A 22860-nucleotide genomic window follows, 5' to 3' on the forward strand; every position below is an offset into this window, starting at 1 on the left:
ACAGTTAAATTATTTTATGAGGGATATTAATCAGTTGGAATGAGGTAAGGGATTGCCCGGCGCTGCCGGGCAAAAGACTACTCTTCGGACGCGTGGCCTTGCGGGGGGAGCGGGGCACCATCCAGCCAGGCGGCACCATCGCGCATCAAGAGACGTCCTTCGACAAACCAGCCGACCACCAGCGGGTAGATGGCATGCTCCTGGGTTTGCACCCGGGCGGTGACGTCCTCTTCGCTGTCGCCTTCAAAGACCGGCACCTTCGCCTGCAGGATCACCGGGCCGCCGTCCAGTTCGTCAGTGACAAAATGAACGGAAGTACCGTGCTCTTCATCGCCGTTTTCCAGCACCTGACGATGGGTATGCAAGCCGGGATATTTTGGCAACAGGGAAGGGTGGATATTTAACAGACGCCCGGCATAGTGCGCGACAAACGCCGGGCTGAGGATCCGCATATAACCGGCCAACACCACCACGTCGGGTGCGTAGGCGTCGATCTCTTGCACCAGTTCGCGGTCAAAGGCTTCGCGACTGGAAAACTGAGAGGCTTCGAGCGCATGCGCGGCAATACCGGCGTCGCGGGCGCGTACAAGGCCGAATGCATCGGCCTTGTTACTGAATACTGCACGAATGGTGCCGCTGATTTTCTTTTGTTCGCAGGCATCGATGATGGCCTGCAAATTACTTCCGTTACCGGAAATGAGCACCACGATATTTTTCATGCAATGACCACACGCTCTTCGGAATCAGATGCTTTGATTTTACCGATTTTCCACGCGTTTTCACCTTTCGCACTCAGCAGCGCGAGGGCGCTCTCAACTTCGCTTTCAGGCAGGGCGATAATCATCCCGACGCCGCAGTTGAAGGTGCGGTACATCTCGTGATCGCTGACGTTACCGGCATCCTGCAGCCAGTTAAACACCGCTGGCCACTGCCAGGAGGATTCGTCAATCACGGCCTGGGTGTTATCCGGTAGGACGCGCGGAATGTTTTCCCAGAAACCGCCGCCGGTCAGGTGGGCGATAGCGTGAACGTCCACGTTAGCGATCAGATCCAGCACTGATTTCACATAGATACGGGTAGGTTCGAGCAGGTGATCGGCAAGCGGTTTGCCTTCCAGATCGGTAGTCAGAGGGTCGCAGCCGCTCACTTCAACAATTTTGCGCACCAGTGAATAGCCGTTGGAGTGCGGGCCGCTGGAGCCCAGGGCGATCAGCACGTCGCCGTCGGTCACTTTGCTGCCGTCGATGATTTCGGATTTTTCGACAACGCCAACGCAGAAGCCCGCAACGTCGTAATCTTCGCCGTGGTACATCCCCGGCATTTCAGCGGTTTCACCGCCCACCAGCGCACAACCGGACTGCAGGCAGCCTTCGGCGATGCCGGTGATCACGCTGGCAGCGGTATCCACATCCAGTTTGCCGGTCGCATAGTAGTCGAGGAAGAACAGCGGCTCAGCACCCTGAACCACCAGGTCGTTAACGCACATGGCGACCAGGTCAACGCCGATGGTGTCGTGGCGTTTCAGATCCATAGCCAGACGCAGTTTGGTACCCACGCCGTCGGTGCCCGAGACCAGAACCGGTTCGCGATATTTTTGCGGCAGCGCGCACAGTGCGCCGAATCCTCCCAGACCTCCCATGACTTCCGGGCGGCGGGTCTTTTTCACCACACCTTTGATACGGTCGACCAGCGCATTACCTGCGTCAATATCAACACCGGCATCTTTGTAGCTGAGAGAAGTTTTGTTGGTCACGGCTCGAGTCCCCACGCGATTGCATTGCGATAGTAAGAAAAATCGGCGCAATTCTAACAGTCCAGGCAAACGTTTGCGAGCCCATTCTGCAACAGAAAATCACGCCGCTGAAAATGGAGATAAAATCGCAGGCTGCGGCACAAACTTGAACCCGTTCACGAAAATGAAACCGGGTACATTCTTATTCTTGCAACCCTCGCAACGAATGAACATCATTCCACTGAAACCGGTTTCTGTGCTCTTTTTTGCCGATAATTAACGCTGAATGAGGGATATCGCATGTCAGGATTTAAAGAAGGTTTTCTGTGGGGCGGCGCGGTAGCGGCGCATCAACTTGAAGGCGGCTGGCAGGAGGGTGGGAAGGGCGCGAGCGTAGCGGACGTCATGACCGCTGGCGCACATGGCGTCCCCCGCGAAATAACGGACGGCGTGCTGCCGGGCAAGAACTACCCCAATCACGACGCCATCGATTTCTATCACCGCTACAAAGAAGACCTTCAGCTGTTCGCCGAACTGGGCTTCAAATGTTTTCGTACCTCGATTGCCTGGACGCGCATTTTCCCCAACGGCGATGAACAGCAGCCCAACGAAGCCGGCCTGCAGTTTTACGACGATCTGTTCGACGAGTGCCATAAGCACGGCATTGAGCCGGTGATTACCCTGTCGCACTTTGAGATGCCTTATCACCTGGTCAGCGAATACGGTGGCTGGCGCAACCGTAAGCTCATCGACTTCTTTGTGCGCTTTGCCAGCGTGGTGTTTGAACGCTACCAGCACAAAGTGAAGTACTGGATGACCTTCAATGAGATCAATAACCAGGCTAACTTCCACGAAGATTTCGCGCCGTTCACCAACTCCGGGCTGAAGTATCAGCCGGGCGAAGATCGCGAGCCGGTGATGTTCCAGGCGGCGCATTACGAGCTGGTCGCCAGCGCGCTGGCGGTGAAAGCCGGGCGTGAGATTAACCCGTCGCTGCAGATTGGCTGCATGATTGCTATGTGCCCGATCTATCCCCTGAGCTGCGCGCCGAACGACATCATGATGGCGATGAACGCCATGCACCGCCGCTACTGGTTCACAGACGTGCACGTGCGCGGGGCGTATCCGCAGCATCTGCTCAACTACTTTGCCCGTCGCGGCTTTGAGCTGGATATTACCGAAGAGGATCGCGCGGCGCTGAAGCAGGGCTGTGTGGATTACATCGGCTTCAGCTATTACATGTCGTTTGCCACCAAAGCTACGGAAGACAACCCGCAGTTGGATTATGACGAAAGCAAAAGCCTGGTCTCTAACCCGTACGTGCAGAAATCCGACTGGGGCTGGCAGATTGACCCGGTGGGCCTGCGCTACTCCCTGAACTGGTTCTGGGATCACTATCAGCTGCCGCTGTTTATTGTCGAGAACGGTTTTGGCGCTATCGACGTGCAGGAGAGCGATGGCAGTGTTGACGACCAGTACCGCATTGATTATCTCGCCGCACACATCAGCGAGATGAAAAAAGCGGTGGAAGAGGACGGTGTCGATCTGATGGGATACACCCCGTGGGGCTGTATCGACCTCGTTTCTGCCGGCACCGGCGAAATGAAAAAGCGCTACGGCTTTATTTATGTCGATAAAGACAACGAAGGTAACGGCACCCTGAACCGCAGCAGGAAAAAGTCGTTTGCCTGGTATCAGAAGGTGATTGCCAGCAACGGCGAAAATCTTTAATGCCCCACCCGGCAAAAAATCACACCTAAACCGGAGACCCCCTCCGGTTTTTTGTGTCTGTTTTATAATCTCTATCGGCCTGTAATCACTTTGCTTGATCGACGTCAAGCAAGATGGGTATGGCGCATACCGAAAAAAGCGGTATAATCCGGCGATTTTTTTTGTGGCTGCCACCCGAAGGAGAAAGAGAATGAAGATTGTGGAAGTGAAACACCCACTCGTTAAACACAAGCTGGGCCTGATGCGTGAGCATGACATCAGCACTAAGCGCTTTCGCGAACTGGCCTCTGAAGTTGGCAGCTTACTGACTTATGAAGCGACGTCCGACCTGGAAACCGAAACGGTCACCATCGAAGGCTGGAACGGCCCGGTGCAGGTTGAGCAGATCAAAGGTAAAAAAATTACCGTTGTGCCAATCCTGCGTGCAGGCCTGGGCATGATGGAAGGCGTGCTGGAGCACGTGCCAAGCGCGCGTATCAGCGTAGTCGGTATCTACCGTAACGAAGAGACGCTGGAGCCGGTTCCGTATTTCCAGAAGCTGGTGTCCAACATCGACGAGCGTATGGCGCTGGTCGTTGACCCGATGCTCGCCACCGGTGGTTCAATGATCGCCACCATCGACCTGCTGAAAAATGCAGGCTGCACCAGCATCAAGGTGCTGGTACTGGTCGCGGCACCGGAAGGCCTTGCCGCGCTGGAGAAAGCGCATCCGGACGTTGAAGTCTATACCGCGTCTGTCGATCAGGGGCTGAACGAGCACGGGTACATCATCCCGGGCCTCGGCGATGCCGGTGATAAGATTTTTGGTACCAAATAATTGAATAACAAAAAAGAAGCCGACTTTGATAGTCGGCTTTTTTTTGAATAAAAAACCAACCGCCAGAAACACACAACACTTGAGGAAGACACTATGACGCGCCGTGCTATCGGGGTGAGTGAAAGACCGCCGCTTTTACAGACAATCCCGCTTAGTTTGCAGCACCTGTTCGCTATGTTTGGCGCAACCGTGCTGGTGCCAATCCTGTTCCACATCAACCCGGCCACCGTACTGCTGTTTAACGGTGTCGGCACGCTGCTTTATCTCTTTATCTGTAAAGGCAAAATCCCGGCCTATCTGGGCTCCAGCTTTGCGTTTATCTCTCCGGTTCTGCTGCTGCTGCCGTTAGGCTACGAGGTGGCGCTGGGTGGGTTTATCATGTGCGGCGTGCTGTTCTGCATCGTGGCGTTTATCGTCAAGAAAGCGGGTACCGGCTGGCTGGATGTCATCTTCCCGCCTGCGGCAATGGGCGCAATCGTTGCCGTTATTGGTCTTGAGCTGGCAGGGGTTGCGGCGAGCATGGCGGGTCTGCTGCCAGCCGATGGCCAGGCACCGGATTCCAAAACCATCATCATCTCGCTGGTAACGCTGGGTGTGACCGTCTTTGGCTCAGTGCTGTTCCGCGGCTTTATGGCGATTATCCCGATCCTGATTGGCGTGCTGGCGGGCTATGCGCTCTCCTTTGCCATGGGCGTAGTCGATACCGCGCCAATCGCCCAGGCACACTGGTTTGCGCTGCCGACCTTCTATACCCCGCGCTTTGAGTGGTTTGCGATCTTCACTATTCTGCCTGCGGCGCTGGTGGTGATTGCCGAGCACGTCGGGCACCTGGTGGTGACGGCGAATATCGTTAAGCGCGATCTGATCCGCGACCCGGGCTTGCACCGTTCGATGTTTGCCAACGGCTTCTCGACCATTATCTCCGGCTTCTTCGGCTCCACGCCGAACACCACCTACGGCGAGAACATCGGCGTTATGGCGATCACCCGCGTGTACAGCACCTGGGTGATCGGCGGGGCGGCAATCATCGCCATTCTGCTCTCATGCGTCGGCAAGCTCGCGGCGGCCATTCAGATCATCCCGGTTCCGGTGATGGGCGGTGTGTCTCTGCTGCTTTACGGAGTGATTGGTGCATCCGGTATCCGCGTGCTGATCGAATCCAAAGTGGATTACAGCAAAGCGCAGAACCTGATCCTCACCTCGGTGATCCTGATTATCGGCGTCAGCGGCGCGAAGGTGCACATTGGTGCCGCAGAGCTGAAAGGCATGGCGCTGGCGACCATCGTCGGTATCAGCCTGAGCCTGATCTTCAAGCTGATCTCCGTTCTGCGCCCGGAAGAGACGGTGCTGGACGCGGAAGAGAGCGAAAAAGTTTCGCATTGATCATCAGACCGGGCGGTCGATCCGCCCGGTTCTCTCCCCGCGTGTTCCGTGCTAAACTCTGTGCCGATTCCGAGTAAGATCTGGTTGAGGTATTTCTGAACGCACCGGCACAGCTCTCTTTGCCACTTTATCTTCCCGACGACGAGACTTTCGCGAGTTTCTGGCCGGGTGATAACCCCTCTTTACTGGCTGCACTGCAAAACGTGTTGCGCCAGGATCACAGCGGTTACATCTATATCTGGTCGCGCGAAGGCGCGGGACGCAGCCATTTGCTGCACGCAGCCTGTGCTGAGCTCTCCGCACGTGGCGATGCTGTGGGCTATGTGCCGCTGGATAAACGCACCTGGTTTGTGCCGGAAGTGCTCGATGGCATGGAACAGCTCTCGCTGGTCTGCATCGACAATATCGAATGCGTGGCGGGTGACGAACTGTGGGAAATGGCGATTTTTGATCTCTACAATCGCATTCTGGAATCGGGCAAAACCCGGCTGCTGATCACCGGCGATCGTCCACCGCGTCAGCTCAATCTGGGCCTTGCGGATCTGGCTTCGCGTCTCGACTGGGGGCAAATCTACAAACTACAGCCGCTCTCCGATGAAGATAAACTGCAGGCATTGCAGCTGCGGGCGCGACTGCGCGGGTTTGAACTGCCGGAGGACGTGGGGCGTTTCCTGTTAAAACGTCTGGATCGTGAGATGCGCACGCTGTTTGTGACCCTCGATCAGCTGGATCGGGCTTCTATTACCGCCCAGCGGAAATTAACCATCCCCTTCGTTAAAGAAATCCTGAGTCTGTAGCCCGGCAAGCACGCGTCGCCGGGCCACTTCATGCTTAATTCACAATCTCAAGCACCTGTTCAGGCGGGCGACCTATGCGCGCTTTGCCGTTAGCCACCACAATCGGGCGCTCAATCAGCTTAGGATTGTTGACCATCGCCTGAATCAGTTCATCTTCGCTGAGATGGCTGTCATCCAGACCCAGCGAGGTATACAGGTCATCTTTCTGGCGCATTAACTCTCTGGCACTGACCATCCCCAACTGGCTGAGCAGCGTGCGCAGGGTCTGCGCATCCGGTGGTGTATCCAGATAAAGCACCACCTGCGGGTCAATGCCGTTGGATTTCAGCAGACTCAGGGTATCGCGGCTCTTGGAGCAGCGCGGGTTATGGTAGATCGTGACCTCAGACATCTCTTCTCCTGGTTACATCTTTTCGTACGGGCGATAGCGTACCTGCAGCTGGCGCAGCTGATCGATGCGGGCATCGTAGCGTGCCTGCTGCAGACTACCGAGTTTAACCTGTGAACTGGCGCTGCTCAGCAATGAAATAGCCTGGTCCAGGCGTCCGGCGAGGGCATAGCCTTCGGCGCGAGCGGCCAGCTCCTGATCGCGATGGCCCAGCGCGGCTTCAGCCTGGGCCAGCAGATCCCAGCCGTTAGGATCATCTTTATTGCTAAAGGTATAGCGGTTAAGGATCGTGGTCGCGTCCTGCGGCTGTCCGCCCTGTAAGTAAGCATTCGCCAGGTTGAGCTGCAATACCGGGTTGGTGCGCAGTTCACGGGCACCTTTCAGACGGTTAATCGCATCCTGAGCCTTTTTCTGCCCCAGATCGATATCGGTCGCCAGGTCGAGATACCAGGCATTGCCCGGCTCGGCCGTCAGCAGCGGCTGCAGCTGTTTGCGCGCTTCAGGGTAGTTGCTGGTTTCCATCGCCTGCAGCGCCCGGCCATACTGCGCCGCGCGCTGTTCACGCACGTTGCCTTTGCCCAGTGCGTCCAGCAGATCGTTGGTCAGCTGGTTACGCCCGGAATTGTACATCCCGAGGGTTCTGACCTTCGCCATGTAGAAATCTTCTGAGGACTGCACCACCACCGGACGCATCTGGTTGGCACGGTTGCGGGCGTCAGAGAGACGACTTTCAGGCAACGGGTGAGTGAGCAAAATTTCCGGCGGACGTGAGGAATAGCGCGCCTGATCGAGTAATTTCTCGAGGAAGCCCGGCATCGCCTGGGGATCGAACCCGGAGCGTTGCAGGACCTGAATCCCGATGCGGTCGGCTTCCTGTTCGTTTTGCTGGGTGAAGCTGATCATCCCCTGACGGGTACCGGCCAGCGTGCCGGTCAGCGCGGCCATCCCCGCCTGCGGGCTGGCCATCGCCAGCAGAATCGAACCCAGCGCGCCTACCCAGGTGAGCGGTGCATTGCGCTTCTGGTCTTCCATTGCGCGCGCCAGATGGCGTTGGGTGACGTGAGATATTTCGTGCGCCATTACCGACGCCAACTGACTTTCGTTATCGGAATAGCGGAATAACGCTGAATGCAGCACCACGTTGCCACCGAAGAAGGCGAAGGCGTTGATTTCATCGTTATTGATTAAAAAGAAGTGAAACGGGGTTTTCACCGAGTCTGCATGCGAGACCAGTCGCATCCCCAGCGAATTGATGTACTGTACCAGCAGCGGGTCGTTAATCAGCGGCGCACTGCCGCGCAGCTGGCGCACATAAAAGTCGCCCATCTGCATCTCCTGACCAATGGAGAGCGTGCTTCCTGCCGAGGTGCCCATATCGGGCAATGATTCGGCAGAGTCAGCGAAAGCAGGCATCATCTGGCCTGCGGTCAGCGCAGCGATAAGCGTCGCAACCAGCGTTTTTTTCAACTGCCTGAACATAACCTCTGTCCTGTCTTTTGGGTGTGCTATTTTGACCAATGAACCTGTATATCGTTCACCGCTTGCTGCTCTGGGAGTGTAGCCGGGTCAGGACGATAAGAACATCCCCCTTTTCAGGCTTTTGCGTTTTGTGACAGCACGATAAAAAGCGAAGTCTTTTCAGTGACACTTCGATACAATTCACACTTTTCACCCCGCCATCATAATCAGGAAAGGGTTGTATGCTCGAGTTATTAATGCAGTGGTACCGCCGACGCTTTAGCGATCCGGAGGCCATTGCTTTGCTGGTTATCCTTGTCGCCGGATTTGGCATTCTTTTCTTCTTCAGCGGACTGCTGGCACCGCTGCTGGTCGCCATTGTGCTTGCCTATTTGCTGGAGTGGCCCACGGTTCGCCTGCAAAACATCGGCTGTTCCCGCCGCTGGGCCAGCGTTATCGTGCTGGTCTTTTTCGCCGGTATTCTGCTGTTAATGTCGTTTGTGGTGATGCCGATCGCCTGGCAGCAGGGGATCAACCTGATCCGTGATATGCCGGGGATGCTCAGCAAACTCTCTGATTTTGCCGCCACGTTGCCGCGTCGTTATCCGGCGTTGATGGATGCGGGCATTATTGATGCGATGGCGGAAAACGTGCGTACCCGCATCATGACGATGGGGGATACGGTGGTAAAATTCTCCCTCGCGTCGCTGGTCGGCCTGCTGACTCTGGCCGTTTATCTGGTACTGGTCCCGCTGATGGTCTTCTTCCTGGTGAAGGACAAAGAGCAGATGCTGAACGCGGTGCGTCGCGTACTGCCGCGCAACCGCGGGCTGGCGGGGCAGGTCTGGCAGGAGATGAACCAGCAGATCACTAACTACATTCGCGGAAAAGTGACGGAAATGATCGTCGTCGGTGTCGCTACCTGGATTGGTTTCTTTGTCTTCGGTCTGAACTATTCCCTGCTGCTGGCGGTGCTGGTCGGATTCTCAGTGCTGATCCCCTACATCGGGGCATTTGTGGTTACCATTCCGGTTATCGGCGTGGCGCTGTTCCAGTTTGGGCTGGGCCCGGAGTTCTGGAGCTGTTTCGTCGTCTATCTGATTATCCAGGGGCTGGATGGCAACCTGCTGGTGCCGGTGCTGTTCTCCGAAGCGGTGAACCTGCATCCGATCGTCATTATTCTGTCAGTGGTGATTTTTGGCGGGCTGTGGGGATTCTGGGGGGTGTTTTTTGCCATCCCGCTGGCCACGCTTATCAAAGCGGTGGTGCACGCCTGGCCGGATGTGCCTGCTGTTGAAGAGTAATCGTTGCCGGGTAAGCGGTAGCGCTACCCGGCAACATAAATGACTCAGGCGTTCGCTTTCACCCAGTTCAACACCACGTCGTGGTGGTTGCTGGTTTTGAAGTCATCAAACACATGTTCAACTTTACCGTCAGCACCGATCAGGAAGCTGATGCGATGAATGCCGTCGTAGGTTTTACCCATAAAGGACTTCTCACCCCAGACGCCAAATTCTGCGCAGACCTGATGGTCTTCATCGGAGAGCAGCGTAAAGTTCAGCAGCTCTTTTTCAGCAAAGCGGGACAGTTTTTCTGGCTTATCGGTGCTGATACCCAACACTTCAATACCTGCTGTTTTCAAATCGTCCATGTTATCGCGTAGACCGCACGCTTGTACGGTACAGCCTGGCGTCATGGCTTTCGGGTAGAAATAGACCAGAACACGCTGTCCCTGGAAGTCGGTTAAATTTACTTGCTCGCCGTCTTGATCGGGCAGGCTAAATTTCGGTGCGATGTCACCGGCTTTCAGTGGATTCATTACTTAACTCCATCTTGTTCATGCGGGGAATAATTAACGACGTTTATACTGCCTTGCGCATGTAATTCTGTACAGAGGGCTTTGAACGCTTGCTCAATATTTGACGCATCCTGCGACGCCGGGCTGTGGGCGGTGATCTGGATAAACAGCTTCGGTATGGCATCGCCATCGCCGGGCTGCGTGCGGGAAGCCAGCTCGGCAACGTTCATTTGATGACTGTCGAACAGCGCCGTAAAGCGCTCAATCAAATGCGGGGAGTCGGCCACTTCAACCTGCACCCACACCGTCGCGGGCATCGCCGGACGCGGGCGAGCATTGGTGCGCTTCATCACGATCAGCAGATCCAGCTCTGCCCCTTTTAACGGCAGGGTCGATTCAATTAAGGTGATGGCATTCCATGACCCGGATAGCAGCATAATGAAGGTGAATTCTTCCCCCAGCATCGCCAGTCGGCTGTCTTCAATATTACAGCCGCAGCTACTCACATGACGGGTGATGGTGTTCACAATACCCGGCCTGTCGGCACCCAGCGCAGTGATAACCAGGTAATGTTGTGATGAGGTTGTCAAACCTGTTCTTCCTTTGCGTGGTTAAGTGTTCTAAGGAAAGCATAAAAAAAACCGGCATACAATAACCTGGAGGCCTCACGTCGCTTGCTTTTATTACAGCACCAAACGTACCATTGAGACTCTTGCACGCACAGAGGATGGCCCATGTTCACGGGAAGTATTGTTGCGCTTGTTACACCGATGGATGAGAAAGGTAATGTCTGCCGGTCAAGCCTGAAGAAACTGATTGATTATCATGTCGCCAGCGGAACCTCGGCGATTGTTTCGGTAGGGACTACCGGTGAATCTGCTACGCTGAGCCACGAAGAGCATGGCGAAGTGGTAATGATGACCCTTGAGCTGGCTGACGGACGTATTCCGGTCATTGCTGGTACGGGCGCCAACGCCACCGCTGAAGCCATCAGCCTGACCCAGCGTTTTAACGACAGCGGCGTGGTCGGTTGCCTGACGGTAACGCCGTACTACAACCGCCCGACGCAGGAAGGTCTGTTCCAGCATTTCAAAGCCATCGCTGAACATACTGACTTGCCGCAAATTCTGTATAATGTGCCGTCGCGTACGGGTTGCGATATGCTGCCAGAAACGGTAGGCCGCCTCGCGAAAGTTAAAAATATTATCGGTATTAAAGAGGCGACCGGGAACTTAAGTCGTGTTCATCAGATCAAAGAGCTGGTTTCAGATGACTTTGTTCTGCTGAGTGGTGATGATGCGACATCGCTGGACTTTATGCAGCTCGGCGGCCACGGCGTAATTTCCGTGACCACCAACGTTGCAGCCCGCGATATGGCCGAAATGTGTAAACTGGCCGCGGCCGGTCATTTCAACGAAGCACGTGTGATTAACCAGCGTCTGATGCCGCTGCACAACAAATTATTTGTCGAGCCCAATCCGATCCCAGTGAAATGGGCATGTAAGGAATTGGGACTTGTAGCGACCGACACGCTGCGCCTGCCGATGACCCCGATTACCGACCACGGTCGTGAAACGGTCACTGGTGCGCTGAAGCATGCCGGTTTGCTGTAAAGTTTAGGGAGATTTGATGGCTTACTCAGTACAGAAATCGCGCCTGGTGAAGGTTGCGGGTGTTTCGCTTGTGATGCTGCTCGCGGCCTGTAGCTCAGATTCGCGCTACAAGCGCCAGGTGAGCGGTGACGAATCCTATCTGGATGCTGCGCCGCTTGCTGAAATTCACGCACCTGCTGGCATGATCCTGCCGGTTCAGAATGGCGACTATAACATTCCTGTCACCAACGGCAGTGGCGCGGTAGGTAAGGCGCTTGATATTCGTCCGCCAGCTCAGCCTCTGGCGCTGGTGAGCGGGGCGCGTACTCAGTTCACGGGCGATACCGCGACGCTGCAGGTCGAGAGTGCGCGTAATGCAACGCTGTGGCCGCAGGTGGTCAGCGTGATTCAGTCGAAAAACTACGCGATTGATAAACGTGACGACGCCAGCCAGACGCTGACGACAGACTGGGTTGAATGGAGCCGTCTGGATGAAGACCAACAGTACCGTGGCCGTTATCAAGTCTCTGTTAAACCTCAGGGTTATCAGCAGGCGGTGGTGGTTAAGCTGCTGAATCTGGAGCAGGCGGGCAAGCCAGTGGCGGATGCCGCTTCCATGCAGCGCTACAGCACCGAGATGCTTAACGTTATCGCAGCGGGCCTCGACAAAACCGCGACCGATGCCGCCAATGCGGCGCAGAGCCGTAATGGCGCGACCTTCGACGTGCAGAGCGCGGCCGACGATACCGGTCTGCCAATGCTGGTGGTGCGCGGTCCGTTCCAACAAGTCTGGCAGCGTCTGCCAGCTACCCTTGAGCGCGTTGGCATGAAAGTGACCGACAGTACCCGCTCAACCGGCAGCATGGCCGTGACCTACAAACCGTTGTCCGACAGCGGCTGGGAAGCGTTGGGTGCTCGCGATCCGGGCCTGTCCTCTGGCGACTACAAACTTCAGGTCGGCGATCTGGACAACCGTAGCAGCCTGCAGTTTATCGACCCGAAAGGTCACACGCTGACCCAGTCGCAGAACGATGCGCTGGTAGCTGCCTTCCAGGCTGCATTCAGCAAATAAAAAAAGGGGCTGGTTAATCCAGCCCTTTTTATTTTCGTGCTACGCAAACGTGTGCGTGGCATAATGTGCCGGGTTTTGTACACAAATCATCACACCAGGAGTAATGAAGATGCAGAAGCAAGCTGAGTTGTATCGTGGCAAAGCGAAAACCGTATACAGCACGGAAAATCCCGATCTGTTGGTGCTCGAGTTCCGCAATGATACGTCAGCAGGAGATGGCGCGCGCATTGAACAGTTCGACCGTAAGGGGATGGTGAACAATAAGTTCAACCACTTCATTATGAGCAAGCTGGAAGAAGCGGGTATTCCGACGCAGATGGAAGCGTTGCTGTCCGATACGGAATGTCTGGTGAAAAAGCTGGAGATGGTTCCGGTGGAATGTGTCGTCCGTAACCGCGCCGCAGGCTCCCTGGTGAAACGTCTGGGTATCGAAGAAGGTATCGAGCTTAATCCGCCGCTGTTTGACCTGTTCCTGAAAAACGACGCCATGCACGATCCGATGGTCAACGAATCTTACTGCGAAACCTTTGGCTGGGTCAGCAAAGAGAACCTGGCGCGCATGCAGGAACTGACCTTTCAAGCCAACGACGTGCTGAAAAAGCTGTTTGATGACGCCGGTCTGATTCTGGTCGATTTCAAACTGGAATTCGGTCTGTTCAACGGCGAAGTGGTGCTGGGCGATGAATTCTCCCCGGACGGCAGCCGCCTGTGGGACAAAGAGACGCTGGATAAGATGGACAAAGACCGCTTCCGTCAGAGCCTGGGTGGCCTGATTGAAGCCTATGAAGCCGTTGCCCACCGTCTGGGCGTCAAGCTTGATTAATTCCTAATTCCGCGCTTTGTGCCAGAGAACACCCCTGTTTCTCTGGCATCTCATCCTTGTTTCCTGTGGTAATCTTTCCCTGAACCGCCTACGATCATACTCATTATCAAAATAATATTTGAGGTGGTTATGCGTTGGCAAGGGCGTCGTGAAAGCGACAATGTAGAAGACAGACGCAGTGGCGGCGGTCCATCAATGGGCGGCGGCCCCGGCTTTCGTCTGCCGGGGGGAAAGGGCGGTATTATCTTACTGCTGGTGGTAGTGGTCGCGGGCTATTACGGCGTCGACCTGAGCGGACTGCTAACCGGACAGCCGATGCAGCAGCAACAGCAGCAGACCCAGCGCTCTATCAGCCCGAACGAAGACGAAGCCGCCAAATTTACCTCCGTGGTGCTCGCCACCACCGAAGATACCTGGGGACAGCTGTTTGACAAAATGGGCCGTACCTACCAGCAGCCGAAGCTGGTGATGTACCGCGGTGCAACCCGTACCGGCTGCGGCACCGGACAATCGGTGATGGGGCCGTTTTATTGTCCTGCCGACACCACCGTCTATATCGATCTCTCCTTCTACGATGACATGAAACGCAAACTGGGCGCCGATGGCGACTTTGCCCAGGGTTACGTCATTGCCCACGAAGTCGGGCACCACGTGCAAAAGCTGCTCGGTATTGAGCCAAAAGTTCGCCAGCTTCAGCAGAATGCCAGCGAGGCCGAAGTGAACGCGCTGTCGGTACGCATGGAGCTGCAGGCAGACTGCTTTGCCGGAGTCTGGGGCCACAGCATGCAGCAGCAGGGCGTGCTGGAAGCGGGCGATCTGGAAGAAGCCCTTAACGCCGCCCACGCCATTGGCGATGACCGTCTGCAACAGCAAAGCCAGGGACGTGTAGTGCCGGACAGCTTCACTCACGGCACCTCGGAACAGCGCTATCAGTGGTTCAAACGCGGTTTTGACGGTGGCGATCCGGCCCAGTGCAATACTTTCGGTAAGGCTCTGTAATCAGCAATGTCAGGGATGAGATTATCGGGTTTACCTGAACAACTGGCTCGTGAGGGGCATCGGCGGCTGTTGGTGCTGAGCGGGGATGAGGTCTGGACCCAACAGCAGGCGCTGGCCCTGCGCGATGGCCATCCCGGCGACTGGCTGTGGGTGGGCGATGACGCCCCCGTGGCTGATGCCTGTTCGCCCCAGGCGCTGCATCAGCTGCTGGGCCGCGAGTTTCTGCATGCCATCTTCGATGCCCGCCGTGGTTTTGACGTCTCGGCGTTCGCCGCTGCAGGCGGTACGCTGCGGGCCGGTAGCCTGCTGGTGTTGCTGGTTCCTGACTTTGCCCGCTGGGCTGACCAGCCCGACCGCGATTCACTGCGCTGGAGCGACAGTCCACAACCCATCGTCACCCCACATTTTATTCATCACTTCTGCCGCCACATCGCCCGCGATCCGCAGGTGCTGCTGTGCCAGCAGGGGCAACCATTTACTTTATTGTCCACCCCAGCAGCGCCCGACTGGCACCCCGCCAGCGGCGAGCCGCAGAGTGAGCAGGCCGCGATCCTCGACAACCTGACCCAGATGCCCGAGGGCGTGGCTGCGGTGACCGCCCCGCGCGGGCGCGGCAAATCGGCCCTGGCGGGTATGCTGCTGCAGCGCATCCCGGGCAACGCCCTTGTGACGGCACCCGCCCGCGCCGCGACCGAGGTTATTGCCCGCTTTGCCGGCGAGCGCTATCACTTTATGGCACCCGACGCGCTGTTGGCCTCGACTCAGGTGGCTGACTGGCTGATCGTTGATGAAGCCGCCGCCATTCCCGGCCCGCTGCTGGCGCAGCTGGTGGCGCGCTTCCCTCGCGTGCTGCTGACTACCACGGTGCAGGGCTATGAAGGGACCGGCAGAGGCTTTTTACTGAAATTCTGTGCCCGCTTTGCCGGGCTACGCTACTTCACCCTCTGTGCGCCGGTGCGCTGGGCGGCGGGATGCCCGCTGGAGCGCATCATCGCCGAGGTGCTGCTGTTCGATGACGAGCCCGACGACACCACACCTCAGGGGCCTGTTCAGTTTACGCCGCTGGAGCAGGAGGCCTGGCGCCAGGCACCCGCGTATCCGGCAGCGGTCTATAAGCTGCTGTGTGCGGCCCACTATCGAACCTCGCCGCTCGATCTGCGGCGGATGATGGACGCGCCGGGGCAGCATTTCGTCGCTGCCCGTGCCGGTGAGACGGTCTGCGGTGCGCTGTGGCTGGTGGAGGAGGGCGGGTTAAGCCCGGCCCTTAGTCAGGCGGTATGGGCAGGCTATCGTCGTCCGCGCGGCAATCTGGTGGCGCAGTCGCTGGCCGCGCACGGGGGGTCGCCCCAGGCGGCCGCGCTCACCGCCCGACGGGTGACCCGCGTGGCGGTGCATCCTGCCCGCCAGCGCGAAGGGATTGGCCTGGCGTTGGTCGCCAGCGCCAGCCAGTTGGCGCAGACGGACTACCTTTCCGTCAGCTTCGGCTATACCGACGAACTGTGGCGCTTCTGGCAGCGCTGTGGTTTTGTGCTGGTGCGGATCGGCAGCCACCGGGAGGCCAGCAGCGGGTGCTACACGGCGATGGCGATGCTGCCGCTCAGCGAAGCGGGACGAGCGCTTTGCCAGCGTGAGCATCAGCGGCTCTGTCGCGATGCATCCATTATTGCGCACTGGAACGGTGAAAAGATCCCGGTAGTGGCAGGTGGGGAGTCTACCCTTAATGATGATGACTGGCTGGAGCTGGCCGGGTTTGCCTTTGCGCACCGTCCGTTCTCCGCTGCGGTCGCCAGCCTGACGCGACTGCTTCTGGCTACCTCTCTGCCGCTAGCGGGGCTGCGCGGCAAAATCGAATCGGGGCTGGACGATGCGGCTCTGAGTCGTGTCCTGAAGCTGAGCGGACGTAAAGCGTTGCTGGCCCATTTGCGCAGTGAAACGGGCGCAGCGCTGGCGCAGCATGACGATGAACGGGCCCGGCAGCTGCAATCTACGATTTTGCAATGGCAATTTTTTCAATGACTTCATCAGTAAACCGGCATGTTCATTCTGTTTGTCAGGCGTAGAATTCAGCCTATCAATTAAGGAGATCGCCATGAAACATGACCATTTTATTGTCCAGAGCCCCGCACAACCGGCCAAACAGCTGCTGTTGCTGTTTCATGGCGTCGGCGATAACCCGGTCAACATGGGACAGATCGGCAGCTGGTTTGCGCCGCAGTTCCCGGATGCGTTGGTCGTGAGCATCGGCGGCGTAGAGCCATGCGGGCCAACGGGCCGCCAGTGGTTTTCAGTGCAGGGCGTAACGGAAGAGAACCGTCAGGGGCGCGTGGATGCAATCATGCCGGTGTTTATCGATACAGTACGTTACTGGCAGCAGCAAAGCGGCGTAGCAGCAAATGCTACCGCGCTGATCGGTTTTTCGCAGGGTGCAATCATGGCGCTGGAGAGCGTGAAGGCCGAGCCGGAGCTGGTGTCGCGCGTAATTGCGTTTAATGGCCGCTACGCGACCTTACCTGAACGCGCCACGACTGCGACCACCATCCATCTGATTCACGGCGGTGAAGACCGGGTGATTGAGCTGTCCCATGCGGTGGCCGCTCAGGAAGCGCTTATCCGCGCGGGTGGCGATGTGACGCTGGATATTGTTGATGAGCTGGGGCATGCCATTGACGATCGCAGTATTCAGTTCGCACTGGATCACCTGCATTTTACCGTGCCGAAGCACTACTTCGATGAAGCGCTCAGCGGCAGCAAGCCAAAGGACGACGATATTATCGAGTTTTTGTAGGGAATGACCCTCTCCCCGGTAGGGGAGAGGGGTAACGTCTTACTTCTTCTGGTCTTTCTTCGGCCAGTCGTCTTCATCGTCCCATTTATCGTTAAAGTCACGATGCGGGGGAAGTTCGGGTTTGTTGGCGAGGAATTTCTTGTGATCAACGCGCTTGAGATCCTTGATCACGTTCAGCAGTACGCCTACCAGAAAAACCAGCACCAGAATCCACCAGTATTTAGCCAGCCAGTCCATTCGCTTATCCTTCTTCAGGGCAATCGTCAGGCGACGAGTTGCTCCATAATACGTTGATACATACGGGCCAGCAGTTGCAAATCAGCTGCATTCACGCATTCATTGATTTTATGAATCGTGGCATTAACCGGCCCAAGTTCCACCACCTGCGCACCCATGCGCGCAATAAAGCGCCCGTCGGATGTGCCGCCCGTGGTCAGCAGTTGCGGTTTAATTTCATTATAGTGCGCGATAGCGTTAACCACCGCATCAACCAGCTTACCGCGTCCGGTGAGGAACGGCTGACCGGATAACCACCAGTCAACGCTGTAGCGCAGCTGATGCTTCTCCAGCAGCGCCGCCACGCGAGCTTTAATCATCTCGTCGGTCAGTTCGGTGCTGAAGCGGAAGTTAAACTGCACAAACAGATCGCCGGGGATCACGTTGTTGCTGCCGGTACCCGCCTGCATGTTGGCAATCTGCATGCTGGTTGGCGGGAAGTATTCATTGCCCTTGTCCCACTCGATCCCGACCAGCTCGTTGAGCATCGGGGCCGCGCGGTGAACCGGGTTATCGGCAAGGTGCGGATAAGCCACGTGACCCTGCACGCCGTGAATGGTCAGGTTACAGGTGATAGAGCCGCGACGGCCATTTTTCACTACGTCACCCACCACTTCGGTGCTCGACGGTTCACCGACAAGGCAGTAGTCGAGGCGTTCGTTACGCGCCATCAGCGTTTCGACCACTTTCACCGTACCGTTTTTGGCGCTGGCCTCTTCATCGGAGGTTATCAAAAACGCCAGACGGCCTCTGTGATTCGGGTGTTGCTCAACAAAACGTTCTGCGGCAACTACCATCGCTGCCAGCGAACCTTTCATGTCCGCCGCGCCGCGACCAAACAACATACCGTCGCGGATCGTCGGTTCGAAAGGGGGATTGATCCAGCGGTCGGCATCACCTGCCGGCACCACATCAGTATGTCCGGCAAACGCCAGCGTTTCGCCCTGACCGCGCCATGCCCAGAAGTTTTGCGTATCGCCAAAATCCATGGGTTCGACGGTGAAACCAATCGCCCGCAGGCGTTCGATCATCAGAGCCTGACAACCCGCATCGTCCGGGCTCAGGGAGGGGCGGCGAATAAGCTGCTGAGTCAGCTCAATGACCGGGCATGACATAGACTACACCTCAATAAAATAGGTTTGGTATTGGGATTCTTTGAAACCCAGCAGCATAGGCTTACCGGGCGCCCAGAGCAATGGGCGTTTGATGATTGCCGGCATTTCAATCATCAAGGCAGCGGCGCTGTCGGCAGTAGTGATGCTGCTGCGCACGGTTTCATCCAGCTTGCGCCAGGTGGTGCCGCGGGTATTCAGCAATGCTTCCCAGCCCAGCTCGGCGATGAATTGTTGTATTAGTTCCGCATCAAGGCCGTCAACGCGATAGTCGTGAAAACGGTAATCAACGTGGTTATCCTCAAGCCAGCGACGGGCTTTTTTTATGGTGTCGCAGTTTTTGATGCCGTAGAGGGTGATCATGGTGAATCCTTTTGTCTTAAATAGCGATGAATTGCTCAGTGTTTTCGATGATGCAGGGAGGGAAAAATATAACACATTTGTTTTATAACATTATTTAATATTCATGATTAATGCAGAAATCACCCCTGTTATGAATATTCTCTCATCGTAAACGCATAGCTGCTCAGAAACAAAATACCCTGTAAAACAGTTGATAATTAAAGTGTTCATCCTAAATAGTGGTTGTTTCAAAATATTGCAGTGCGTCACATAAAATTTATGAGCTTAGACGCATAGTTAGTACAAGCCAGTCGTACCAAGGGAGGTAGGCGACCACCACTGATTAAAACCTCTTCACAATGATGATATATTCTCGTAGAATGCCGATAATAATAAGAGAGGTAGTTATGATTGAACGTGAACTGGGGAACTGGAAAGATTTTATCGAAGTCATGCTTCGTAAATGACATTCTTGAAGAATTGCAAGAGCACTTAATTAGCAAAATAACGATAGTGTGTAAATAAACACACAAAAAAGGCGCCTGGTTGGGGCGCCTTTTTTATTTGCTGAAGATTATTGTGGCCGCTCTTTTAGCGGAAAACGACGGCGCACCAGCACAAAGAACAGCGGGACAAAGTAAATGGCGAGAATGGTCGCTGAAATCATCCCGCCTATCACACCGGTCCCGACCGCGTGCTGGCTGCTGGAACCCGCGCCGGAGCTGGTGGCCATCGGCAGTACGCCGAAGACAAACGCCAGCGAGGTCATCAGGATCGGGCGCAGGCGTTGACGACAGGCTTCAAGCGTTGCCGACAGCAAGTCCTGACCCTGTTCATTCCGCTCGTTGGCAAATTCCACGATCAGAATAGCGTTCTTCGCCGACAGACCAATAACCGTCAACAACCCTACCTGGAAGTAGACATCATTTTCCAGGCCACGCATCCAGGTGGCGAGCAGGGCACCGATCACCCCCAGCGGTACCACCAGCATTACCGAGAACGGCACCGACCAGCTTTCATACAGCGCGGCCAGGCACAGGAACACCACCAGCAGCGACAGGGCATACAGCGCCGGGGCCTGCGCCCCGGAAAGACGTTCCTGATAGGACATCGCGGTCCACTCCAGGCCAAACCCGGCCGGAAGCTGCTGCACCAGATTTTCCATCACGTCCATCGCGGTTCCGGTACTGACCCCTGGTGCAGCCTCCCCGACGATCTCTACCGCCGCATAGCCGTTGTATCGCTCCATGCGTGGTGAACCCGTCTCCCAGCGCGAGGTAGCAAAGGCCGAGAAGGGCACCATGCCGCCATCGTTGTTGCGCACGTACCATAAGTTGATATCGTCCGGCAGCATGCGGTATTTGGCATCGGCCTGCACGTAGACCTTCTTCACGCGCCCTCTGTCCATAAAATCATTCACATAGCTTGAGCCCCAGGCGGTCTGCAGCGTGTCGTTGATATCGTCAATCGATACCCCCAGCGCCTGCGCCTTACGCTGGTCGATATCGACCTGCAGCTGCGGGCTATCGTCCAGACCGTTGTGGCGCACGCGGGTCAGGGAGGGCTCTTCACCCGCCAGCTCCAGCAGCCGGTCGCGCGCGGCCATCAGTGCAATGTGTCCGGCTCCTGCGTGATCCTGCAGCTCCATATCAAACCCTGCCGAGCTGCCGAGCCCGCTAATCGCCGGGGGACTGCTGGCAAAGACGCGCGCCTCTTTGATGTGGCTAAAGGCTTTGGTGGCGCGCTCGATAATGGCAAATGAGCTGCCGGTGTCCGGGTCACGTTGATCCCAGTCTTTCAGGCGCACAAACATGCGCGCGACGTTCTGGCCGTTGCCGCCAGGACCCGATCCCACGGTGGCGAACACCGACAGGACGGTATCTTTCTCTTTGGTGGAGAAGTACGACTCAACCTGCTCGACCACTTTCAGGGTCTGCTGTTGCGTAGAACCGCTCGGCAGCTGTACGGAGGTGATAAACATTCCCCGGTCCTCCAGCGGCAGGAACGAGGTCGGCAGTCGCAGGAACAGGAAGATCATCCCACCGAGCAGCAGTACGTAAATAAATATCCAGCGCAGGCTGCGCTGCAGAATGCGGCCCACGCCCGCTTCGTAACGCGCGGCGCTGCGGTTAAACATGCGGTTGAACCAGCCGAAGAAGCCTTTCTGACCGTGCTGCTCGCCTTTGTGCAGCGGTTTGAGCAGGGTGGAGCACAGGGCAGGGGTGAGGATCATCGCCACCAGCACCGACAGCACCATTGCCGAAACAATGGTGATGGAGAACTGGCGGTAAATGGCGCCCGTCGTCCCGCCAAAGAAGGCCATCGGCACAAACACTGCGGACAGCACCATCGCGATACCGACCAGCGCCCCCTGGATCTGCCCCATCGACTTGCGCGTGGCCTCGCGCGGTGAGAGCCCCTCTTCGCTCATGATGCGTTCGACGTTCTCCACCACCACGATGGCGTCATCCACCAGCAGGCCGATCGCCAGCACCATCGCAAACATGGTGAGGGTATTGATGCTGTAGCCAAAGGCGTATAGCACCGTGAAAGTGCCGAGCAGCACCACCGGGACGGCAATGGTCGGGATCAGGGTGGCGCGGAAGTTTTGCAGGAACAGGTACATCACGAGGAACACCAGCGCGATGGCCTCAAGCAGGGTTTTGACTACATCCTCGATGGAGGCTTTCACGAAAGAGGTGGTTTCGTAGGCGACTTTATATTCCAGCCCGTGCGGGAAATAGTGCGACAGCTCGTCGAGACGGTTGATGACCTGCTCCGCCGTTGCCATCTCATTGGCACCGGAGGCCAGCTTGACCCCCAGCCCGGAGGCCTGCTTGCCGTTAAAGCGGCTCAGGTAATCGTATTTTTCTGCCCCCATTTCCACCGTGGCAACATCGCCAAGGCGCACTTCCGACCCGTCCTGGTTAACGCGCAGGGTGATGTCGCGAAACTGTTGCGGCGTTTGCAGCAGCGACTGGGAGTTAATGGTGGCATTCAGCGCCTGCTTATCGACGGACGGCGTCCCGCCCAACTGGCCAACGGCTATCTGCGCATTTTGCGATTCGATGGCGTCGGTCACGTCTTTCGCCGTCATCTGGAAACTGTTCAGTTTCGCCGGATCGAGCCAGATGCGCATCGAATACTGCGAGCCGTAGGCGTCAATATCCCCCACGCCGTTAATGCGGCTCAGCGGATCCTGAATATTACTGGCCACGTAGTCGGCGATATCCTGCTTATCCATCGAGCCGTCGGTGGAGACAAAGGCGATGGTCAGGATGTTGGTATCACCGGTTTTACGCACCGTCACGCCCTGGTTTTGCACCGCCTGCGGCAGCTTGCGCATCGCGGACTGAAGCTGGTTTTGCACCTGCTGCACCGCTTCATCCGGATCGGCACCCGCGGTAAAGCTCAGGGTGACCGTTGCCTGGCCGGTGGCGCTGCTCTGGGACGACATATACATCAGGTTATCGAGGCCGGTCATGTTCTGCTCAATGACCTGGGTGACGGTGTTCTCCAGCGTTTGTGCGGAGGCGCCAGGATAGTTGGCCGTGATGCGCACATTAGGCGGGGCCAGCTCCGGGTACTGTTCAACGGGGAGTGAAAGAATAGCCAGTGTACCCGTCAGGCATAACAAAATTGCCAGCACCCAGGCAAAAATGGGGCGATCGATGAAAAAATTCGCCATTAAAATGAGACCTCGTTTTGCTGCGCATCGCGATGATAGATTGCCGCCTCACTCTAGCGGCAACGTG

At 56.7% G+C, this 22860-nt stretch carries 22 protein-coding genes; 12 read left to right on the forward strand and 10 right to left on the reverse strand.

Annotated features, from left to right (window positions below; all coding sequences use genetic code 11):
• Positions 1-77: 77 nt before the first annotated feature.
• Both purN and purM read right to left on the reverse strand, forming a co-directional pair.
• Entirely contained in the window at positions 78-719 is a 642-nt protein-coding gene (gene purN, locus ACRDD5_RS05655; protein WP_438676155.1) for a phosphoribosylglycinamide formyltransferase, read from the reverse strand.
• The gene (gene purM, locus ACRDD5_RS05660) at positions 716-1753 is read right to left on the reverse strand and encodes a phosphoribosylformylglycinamidine cyclo-ligase (RefSeq protein ID WP_271281023.1); all 1038 of its coding nucleotides are present in this window, start codon (positions 1751-1753) and stop codon (positions 716-718) included. Before purM ends, purN begins: the two co-directional genes overlap by 4 nt.
• Before the next feature lie 279 nt (positions 1754-2032).
• Here purM and ACRDD5_RS05665 point away from each other — a divergent pair, with 279 nt between their 5' ends.
• The 4 genes from ACRDD5_RS05665 to ACRDD5_RS05680 all read left to right on the forward strand — a co-directional run bounded on the left by ACRDD5_RS05665 (position 2033) and on the right by ACRDD5_RS05680 (position 6460).
• Entirely contained in the window at positions 2033-3463 is a 1431-nt protein-coding gene (locus tag ACRDD5_RS05665; RefSeq protein WP_438676156.1) for a 6-phospho-beta-glucosidase, read from the forward strand.
• Between the two features lie 190 nt (positions 3464-3653).
• Positions 3654-4280, forward strand: coding sequence for a uracil phosphoribosyltransferase (upp, locus tag ACRDD5_RS05670; RefSeq protein WP_271281025.1), 627 nt, complete (start codon positions 3654-3656; stop codon positions 4278-4280).
• Between the two features lie 93 nt (positions 4281-4373).
• Entirely contained in the window at positions 4374-5663 is a 1290-nt protein-coding gene (gene uraA, locus ACRDD5_RS05675) for a uracil permease (protein WP_271281026.1), read from the forward strand.
• A gap of 95 nt (positions 5664-5758) precedes the next feature.
• Positions 5759-6460 carry a DnaA inactivator Hda gene (locus ACRDD5_RS05680; RefSeq protein WP_271281047.1) on the forward strand — a complete coding sequence of 234 codons (702 nt, stop codon included), beginning with the start codon at positions 5759-5761 and terminating at the stop codon, positions 6458-6460.
• Between the two features lie 34 nt (positions 6461-6494).
• Here the strand turns inward: ACRDD5_RS05680 and arsC are convergent, their stop codons facing one another.
• Complete coding sequence (gene arsC, locus ACRDD5_RS05685) at positions 6495-6851, reverse strand: arsenate reductase (glutaredoxin) (protein WP_438676157.1); 357 nt, start codon at positions 6849-6851, stop codon at positions 6495-6497.
• A gap of 12 nt (positions 6852-6863) precedes the next feature.
• Positions 6864-8327, reverse strand: coding sequence for a beta-barrel assembly-enhancing protease (gene bepA / locus ACRDD5_RS05690; protein WP_438676158.1), 1464 nt, complete (start codon positions 8325-8327; stop codon positions 6864-6866).
• A 221-nt stretch (positions 8328-8548) separates the two neighbouring features.
• Between bepA and ACRDD5_RS05695 the strand changes: the two genes are divergently transcribed.
• Positions 8549-9610, forward strand: a complete 1062-nt coding sequence (locus ACRDD5_RS05695; RefSeq protein WP_271281029.1) for an AI-2E family transporter — start codon at positions 8549-8551, stop codon at positions 9608-9610.
• A gap of 44 nt (positions 9611-9654) precedes the next feature.
• Here the strand turns inward: ACRDD5_RS05695 and bcp are convergent, their stop codons facing one another.
• Together bcp and ACRDD5_RS05705 are read right to left on the reverse strand one after the other, a co-directional pair.
• Positions 9655-10125, reverse strand: a complete 471-nt coding sequence (bcp, locus tag ACRDD5_RS05700; protein WP_271281030.1) for a thioredoxin-dependent thiol peroxidase — start codon at positions 10123-10125, stop codon at positions 9655-9657.
• Positions 10125-10694 carry a glycine cleavage system transcriptional repressor gene (locus tag ACRDD5_RS05705; protein ID WP_271281031.1) on the reverse strand — a complete coding sequence of 190 codons (570 nt, stop codon included), beginning with the start codon at positions 10692-10694 and terminating at the stop codon, positions 10125-10127. Before ACRDD5_RS05705 ends, bcp begins: the two co-directional genes overlap by 1 nt.
• 144 nt (positions 10695-10838) lie before the next feature.
• Between ACRDD5_RS05705 and dapA the strand changes: the two genes are divergently transcribed.
• The 6 genes from dapA (at position 10839) to ypfH (ending at position 17375) form a co-directional block, all read left to right on the forward strand.
• On the forward strand, positions 10839-11717 hold the full coding sequence (gene dapA / locus ACRDD5_RS05710) for a 4-hydroxy-tetrahydrodipicolinate synthase (RefSeq protein WP_271281032.1): 879 nt from the start codon (positions 10839-10841) through the stop codon (positions 11715-11717).
• 16 nt (positions 11718-11733) lie between these two features.
• Positions 11734-12768 carry an outer membrane protein assembly factor BamC gene (bamC, locus tag ACRDD5_RS05715; RefSeq protein ID WP_271281033.1) on the forward strand — a complete coding sequence of 345 codons (1035 nt, stop codon included), beginning with the start codon at positions 11734-11736 and terminating at the stop codon, positions 12766-12768.
• A gap of 109 nt (positions 12769-12877) precedes the next feature.
• Positions 12878-13591: a phosphoribosylaminoimidazolesuccinocarboxamide synthase gene (gene purC / locus ACRDD5_RS05720; RefSeq protein ID WP_438676159.1), complete on the forward strand. Its 714-nt coding sequence runs from the start codon at positions 12878-12880 to the stop codon at positions 13589-13591.
• Between the two features lie 129 nt (positions 13592-13720).
• Positions 13721-14590: a KPN_02809 family neutral zinc metallopeptidase gene (ypfJ, locus tag ACRDD5_RS05725; RefSeq protein ID WP_271281034.1), complete on the forward strand. Its 870-nt coding sequence runs from the start codon at positions 13721-13723 to the stop codon at positions 14588-14590.
• 15 nt (positions 14591-14605) lie between these two features.
• The gene (locus tag ACRDD5_RS05730) at positions 14606-16606 is read left to right on the forward strand and encodes a tRNA(Met) cytidine acetyltransferase TmcA (protein WP_438676160.1); all 2001 of its coding nucleotides are present in this window, start codon (positions 14606-14608) and stop codon (positions 16604-16606) included.
• Positions 16607-16679: 73 nt separating this feature from the next.
• Entirely contained in the window at positions 16680-17375 is a 696-nt protein-coding gene (ypfH, locus tag ACRDD5_RS05735) for an esterase (protein ID WP_438676161.1), read from the forward strand.
• 39 nt (positions 17376-17414) lie between these two features.
• Here ypfH and ACRDD5_RS05740 read toward each other — a convergent pair whose 3' ends face one another.
• The 3 genes from ACRDD5_RS05740 to ACRDD5_RS05750 are packed head-to-tail and all read right to left on the reverse strand — an operon-like array spanning position 17415 to position 19126.
• Positions 17415-17612: a YpfN family protein gene (locus tag ACRDD5_RS05740; RefSeq protein WP_039029679.1), complete on the reverse strand. Its 198-nt coding sequence runs from the start codon at positions 17610-17612 to the stop codon at positions 17415-17417.
• A gap of 26 nt (positions 17613-17638) precedes the next feature.
• The gene (gene dapE / locus ACRDD5_RS05745) at positions 17639-18766 is read right to left on the reverse strand and encodes a succinyl-diaminopimelate desuccinylase (protein ID WP_271281037.1); all 1128 of its coding nucleotides are present in this window, start codon (positions 18764-18766) and stop codon (positions 17639-17641) included.
• Between the two features lie 3 nt (positions 18767-18769).
• Positions 18770-19126 (reverse strand): ArsC family reductase, encoded by a 357-nt coding sequence (locus ACRDD5_RS05750; protein WP_438676162.1) that lies wholly within the window; start codon positions 19124-19126, stop codon positions 18770-18772.
• A gap of 386 nt (positions 19127-19512) precedes the next feature.
• Between ACRDD5_RS05750 and ypfM the strand changes: the two genes are divergently transcribed.
• Positions 19513-19572, forward strand: a complete 60-nt coding sequence (gene ypfM / locus ACRDD5_RS05755; protein WP_001386977.1) for a protein YpfM — start codon at positions 19513-19515, stop codon at positions 19570-19572.
• A gap of 107 nt (positions 19573-19679) precedes the next feature.
• On the opposite strand, the gene acrD is transcribed toward ypfM, so the two are convergent.
• Positions 19680-22793: a multidrug efflux RND transporter permease AcrD gene (acrD, locus tag ACRDD5_RS05760; RefSeq protein ID WP_438676163.1), complete on the reverse strand. Its 3114-nt coding sequence runs from the start codon at positions 22791-22793 to the stop codon at positions 19680-19682.
• Between the last annotated feature and the right edge of the window lie 67 nt (positions 22794-22860).

Source organism: Silvania sp. (assembly GCF_051656365.1).
Classification (GTDB): domain Bacteria; phylum Pseudomonadota; class Gammaproteobacteria; order Enterobacterales; family Enterobacteriaceae; genus Enterobacter; species Enterobacter hatchlandensis.

What these genes read in the sequence shown, in the direction of transcription:
- ypfH (WP_438676161.1), top strand. Translation starts at nt 16,680, where the DNA reads ATGAAACATGACCATTTTATTGTCCAGAGCCCCGCACAACCGGCCAAA.
- upp (WP_271281025.1), top strand. Translation starts at nt 3,654, where the DNA reads ATGAAGATTGTGGAAGTGAAACACCCACTCGTTAAACACAAGCTGGGC.
- purC (WP_438676159.1), top strand. Translation starts at nt 12,878, where the DNA reads ATGCAGAAGCAAGCTGAGTTGTATCGTGGCAAAGCGAAAACCGTATAC.
- arsC (WP_438676157.1), bottom strand. Translation starts at nt 6,851, where the DNA reads ATGTCTGAGGTCACGATCTACCATAACCCGCGCTGCTCCAAGAGCCGC.
- ACRDD5_RS05750 (WP_438676162.1), bottom strand. Translation starts at nt 19,126, where the DNA reads ATGATCACCCTCTACGGCATCAAAAACTGCGACACCATAAAAAAAGCC.
- ypfJ (WP_271281034.1), top strand. Translation starts at nt 13,721, where the DNA reads ATGCGTTGGCAAGGGCGTCGTGAAAGCGACAATGTAGAAGACAGACGC.
- bcp (WP_271281030.1), bottom strand. Translation starts at nt 10,125, where the DNA reads ATGAATCCACTGAAAGCCGGTGACATCGCACCGAAATTTAGCCTGCCC.
- purN (WP_438676155.1), bottom strand. Translation starts at nt 719, where the DNA reads ATGAAAAATATCGTGGTGCTCATTTCCGGTAACGGAAGTAATTTGCAG.
- ACRDD5_RS05730 (WP_438676160.1), top strand. Translation starts at nt 14,606, where the DNA reads ATGAGATTATCGGGTTTACCTGAACAACTGGCTCGTGAGGGGCATCGG.
- ACRDD5_RS05695 (WP_271281029.1), top strand. Translation starts at nt 8,549, where the DNA reads ATGCTCGAGTTATTAATGCAGTGGTACCGCCGACGCTTTAGCGATCCG.
- ACRDD5_RS05665 (WP_438676156.1), top strand. Translation starts at nt 2,033, where the DNA reads ATGTCAGGATTTAAAGAAGGTTTTCTGTGGGGCGGCGCGGTAGCGGCG.
- bepA (WP_438676158.1), bottom strand. Translation starts at nt 8,327, where the DNA reads ATGTTCAGGCAGTTGAAAAAAACGCTGGTTGCGACGCTTATCGCTGCG.
- uraA (WP_271281026.1), top strand. Translation starts at nt 4,374, where the DNA reads ATGACGCGCCGTGCTATCGGGGTGAGTGAAAGACCGCCGCTTTTACAG.
- ACRDD5_RS05740 (WP_039029679.1), bottom strand. Translation starts at nt 17,612, where the DNA reads ATGGACTGGCTGGCTAAATACTGGTGGATTCTGGTGCTGGTTTTTCTG.
- bamC (WP_271281033.1), top strand. Translation starts at nt 11,734, where the DNA reads ATGGCTTACTCAGTACAGAAATCGCGCCTGGTGAAGGTTGCGGGTGTT.
- acrD (WP_438676163.1), bottom strand. Translation starts at nt 22,793, where the DNA reads ATGGCGAATTTTTTCATCGATCGCCCCATTTTTGCCTGGGTGCTGGCA.
- dapA (WP_271281032.1), top strand. Translation starts at nt 10,839, where the DNA reads ATGTTCACGGGAAGTATTGTTGCGCTTGTTACACCGATGGATGAGAAA.
- dapE (WP_271281037.1), bottom strand. Translation starts at nt 18,766, where the DNA reads ATGTCATGCCCGGTCATTGAGCTGACTCAGCAGCTTATTCGCCGCCCC.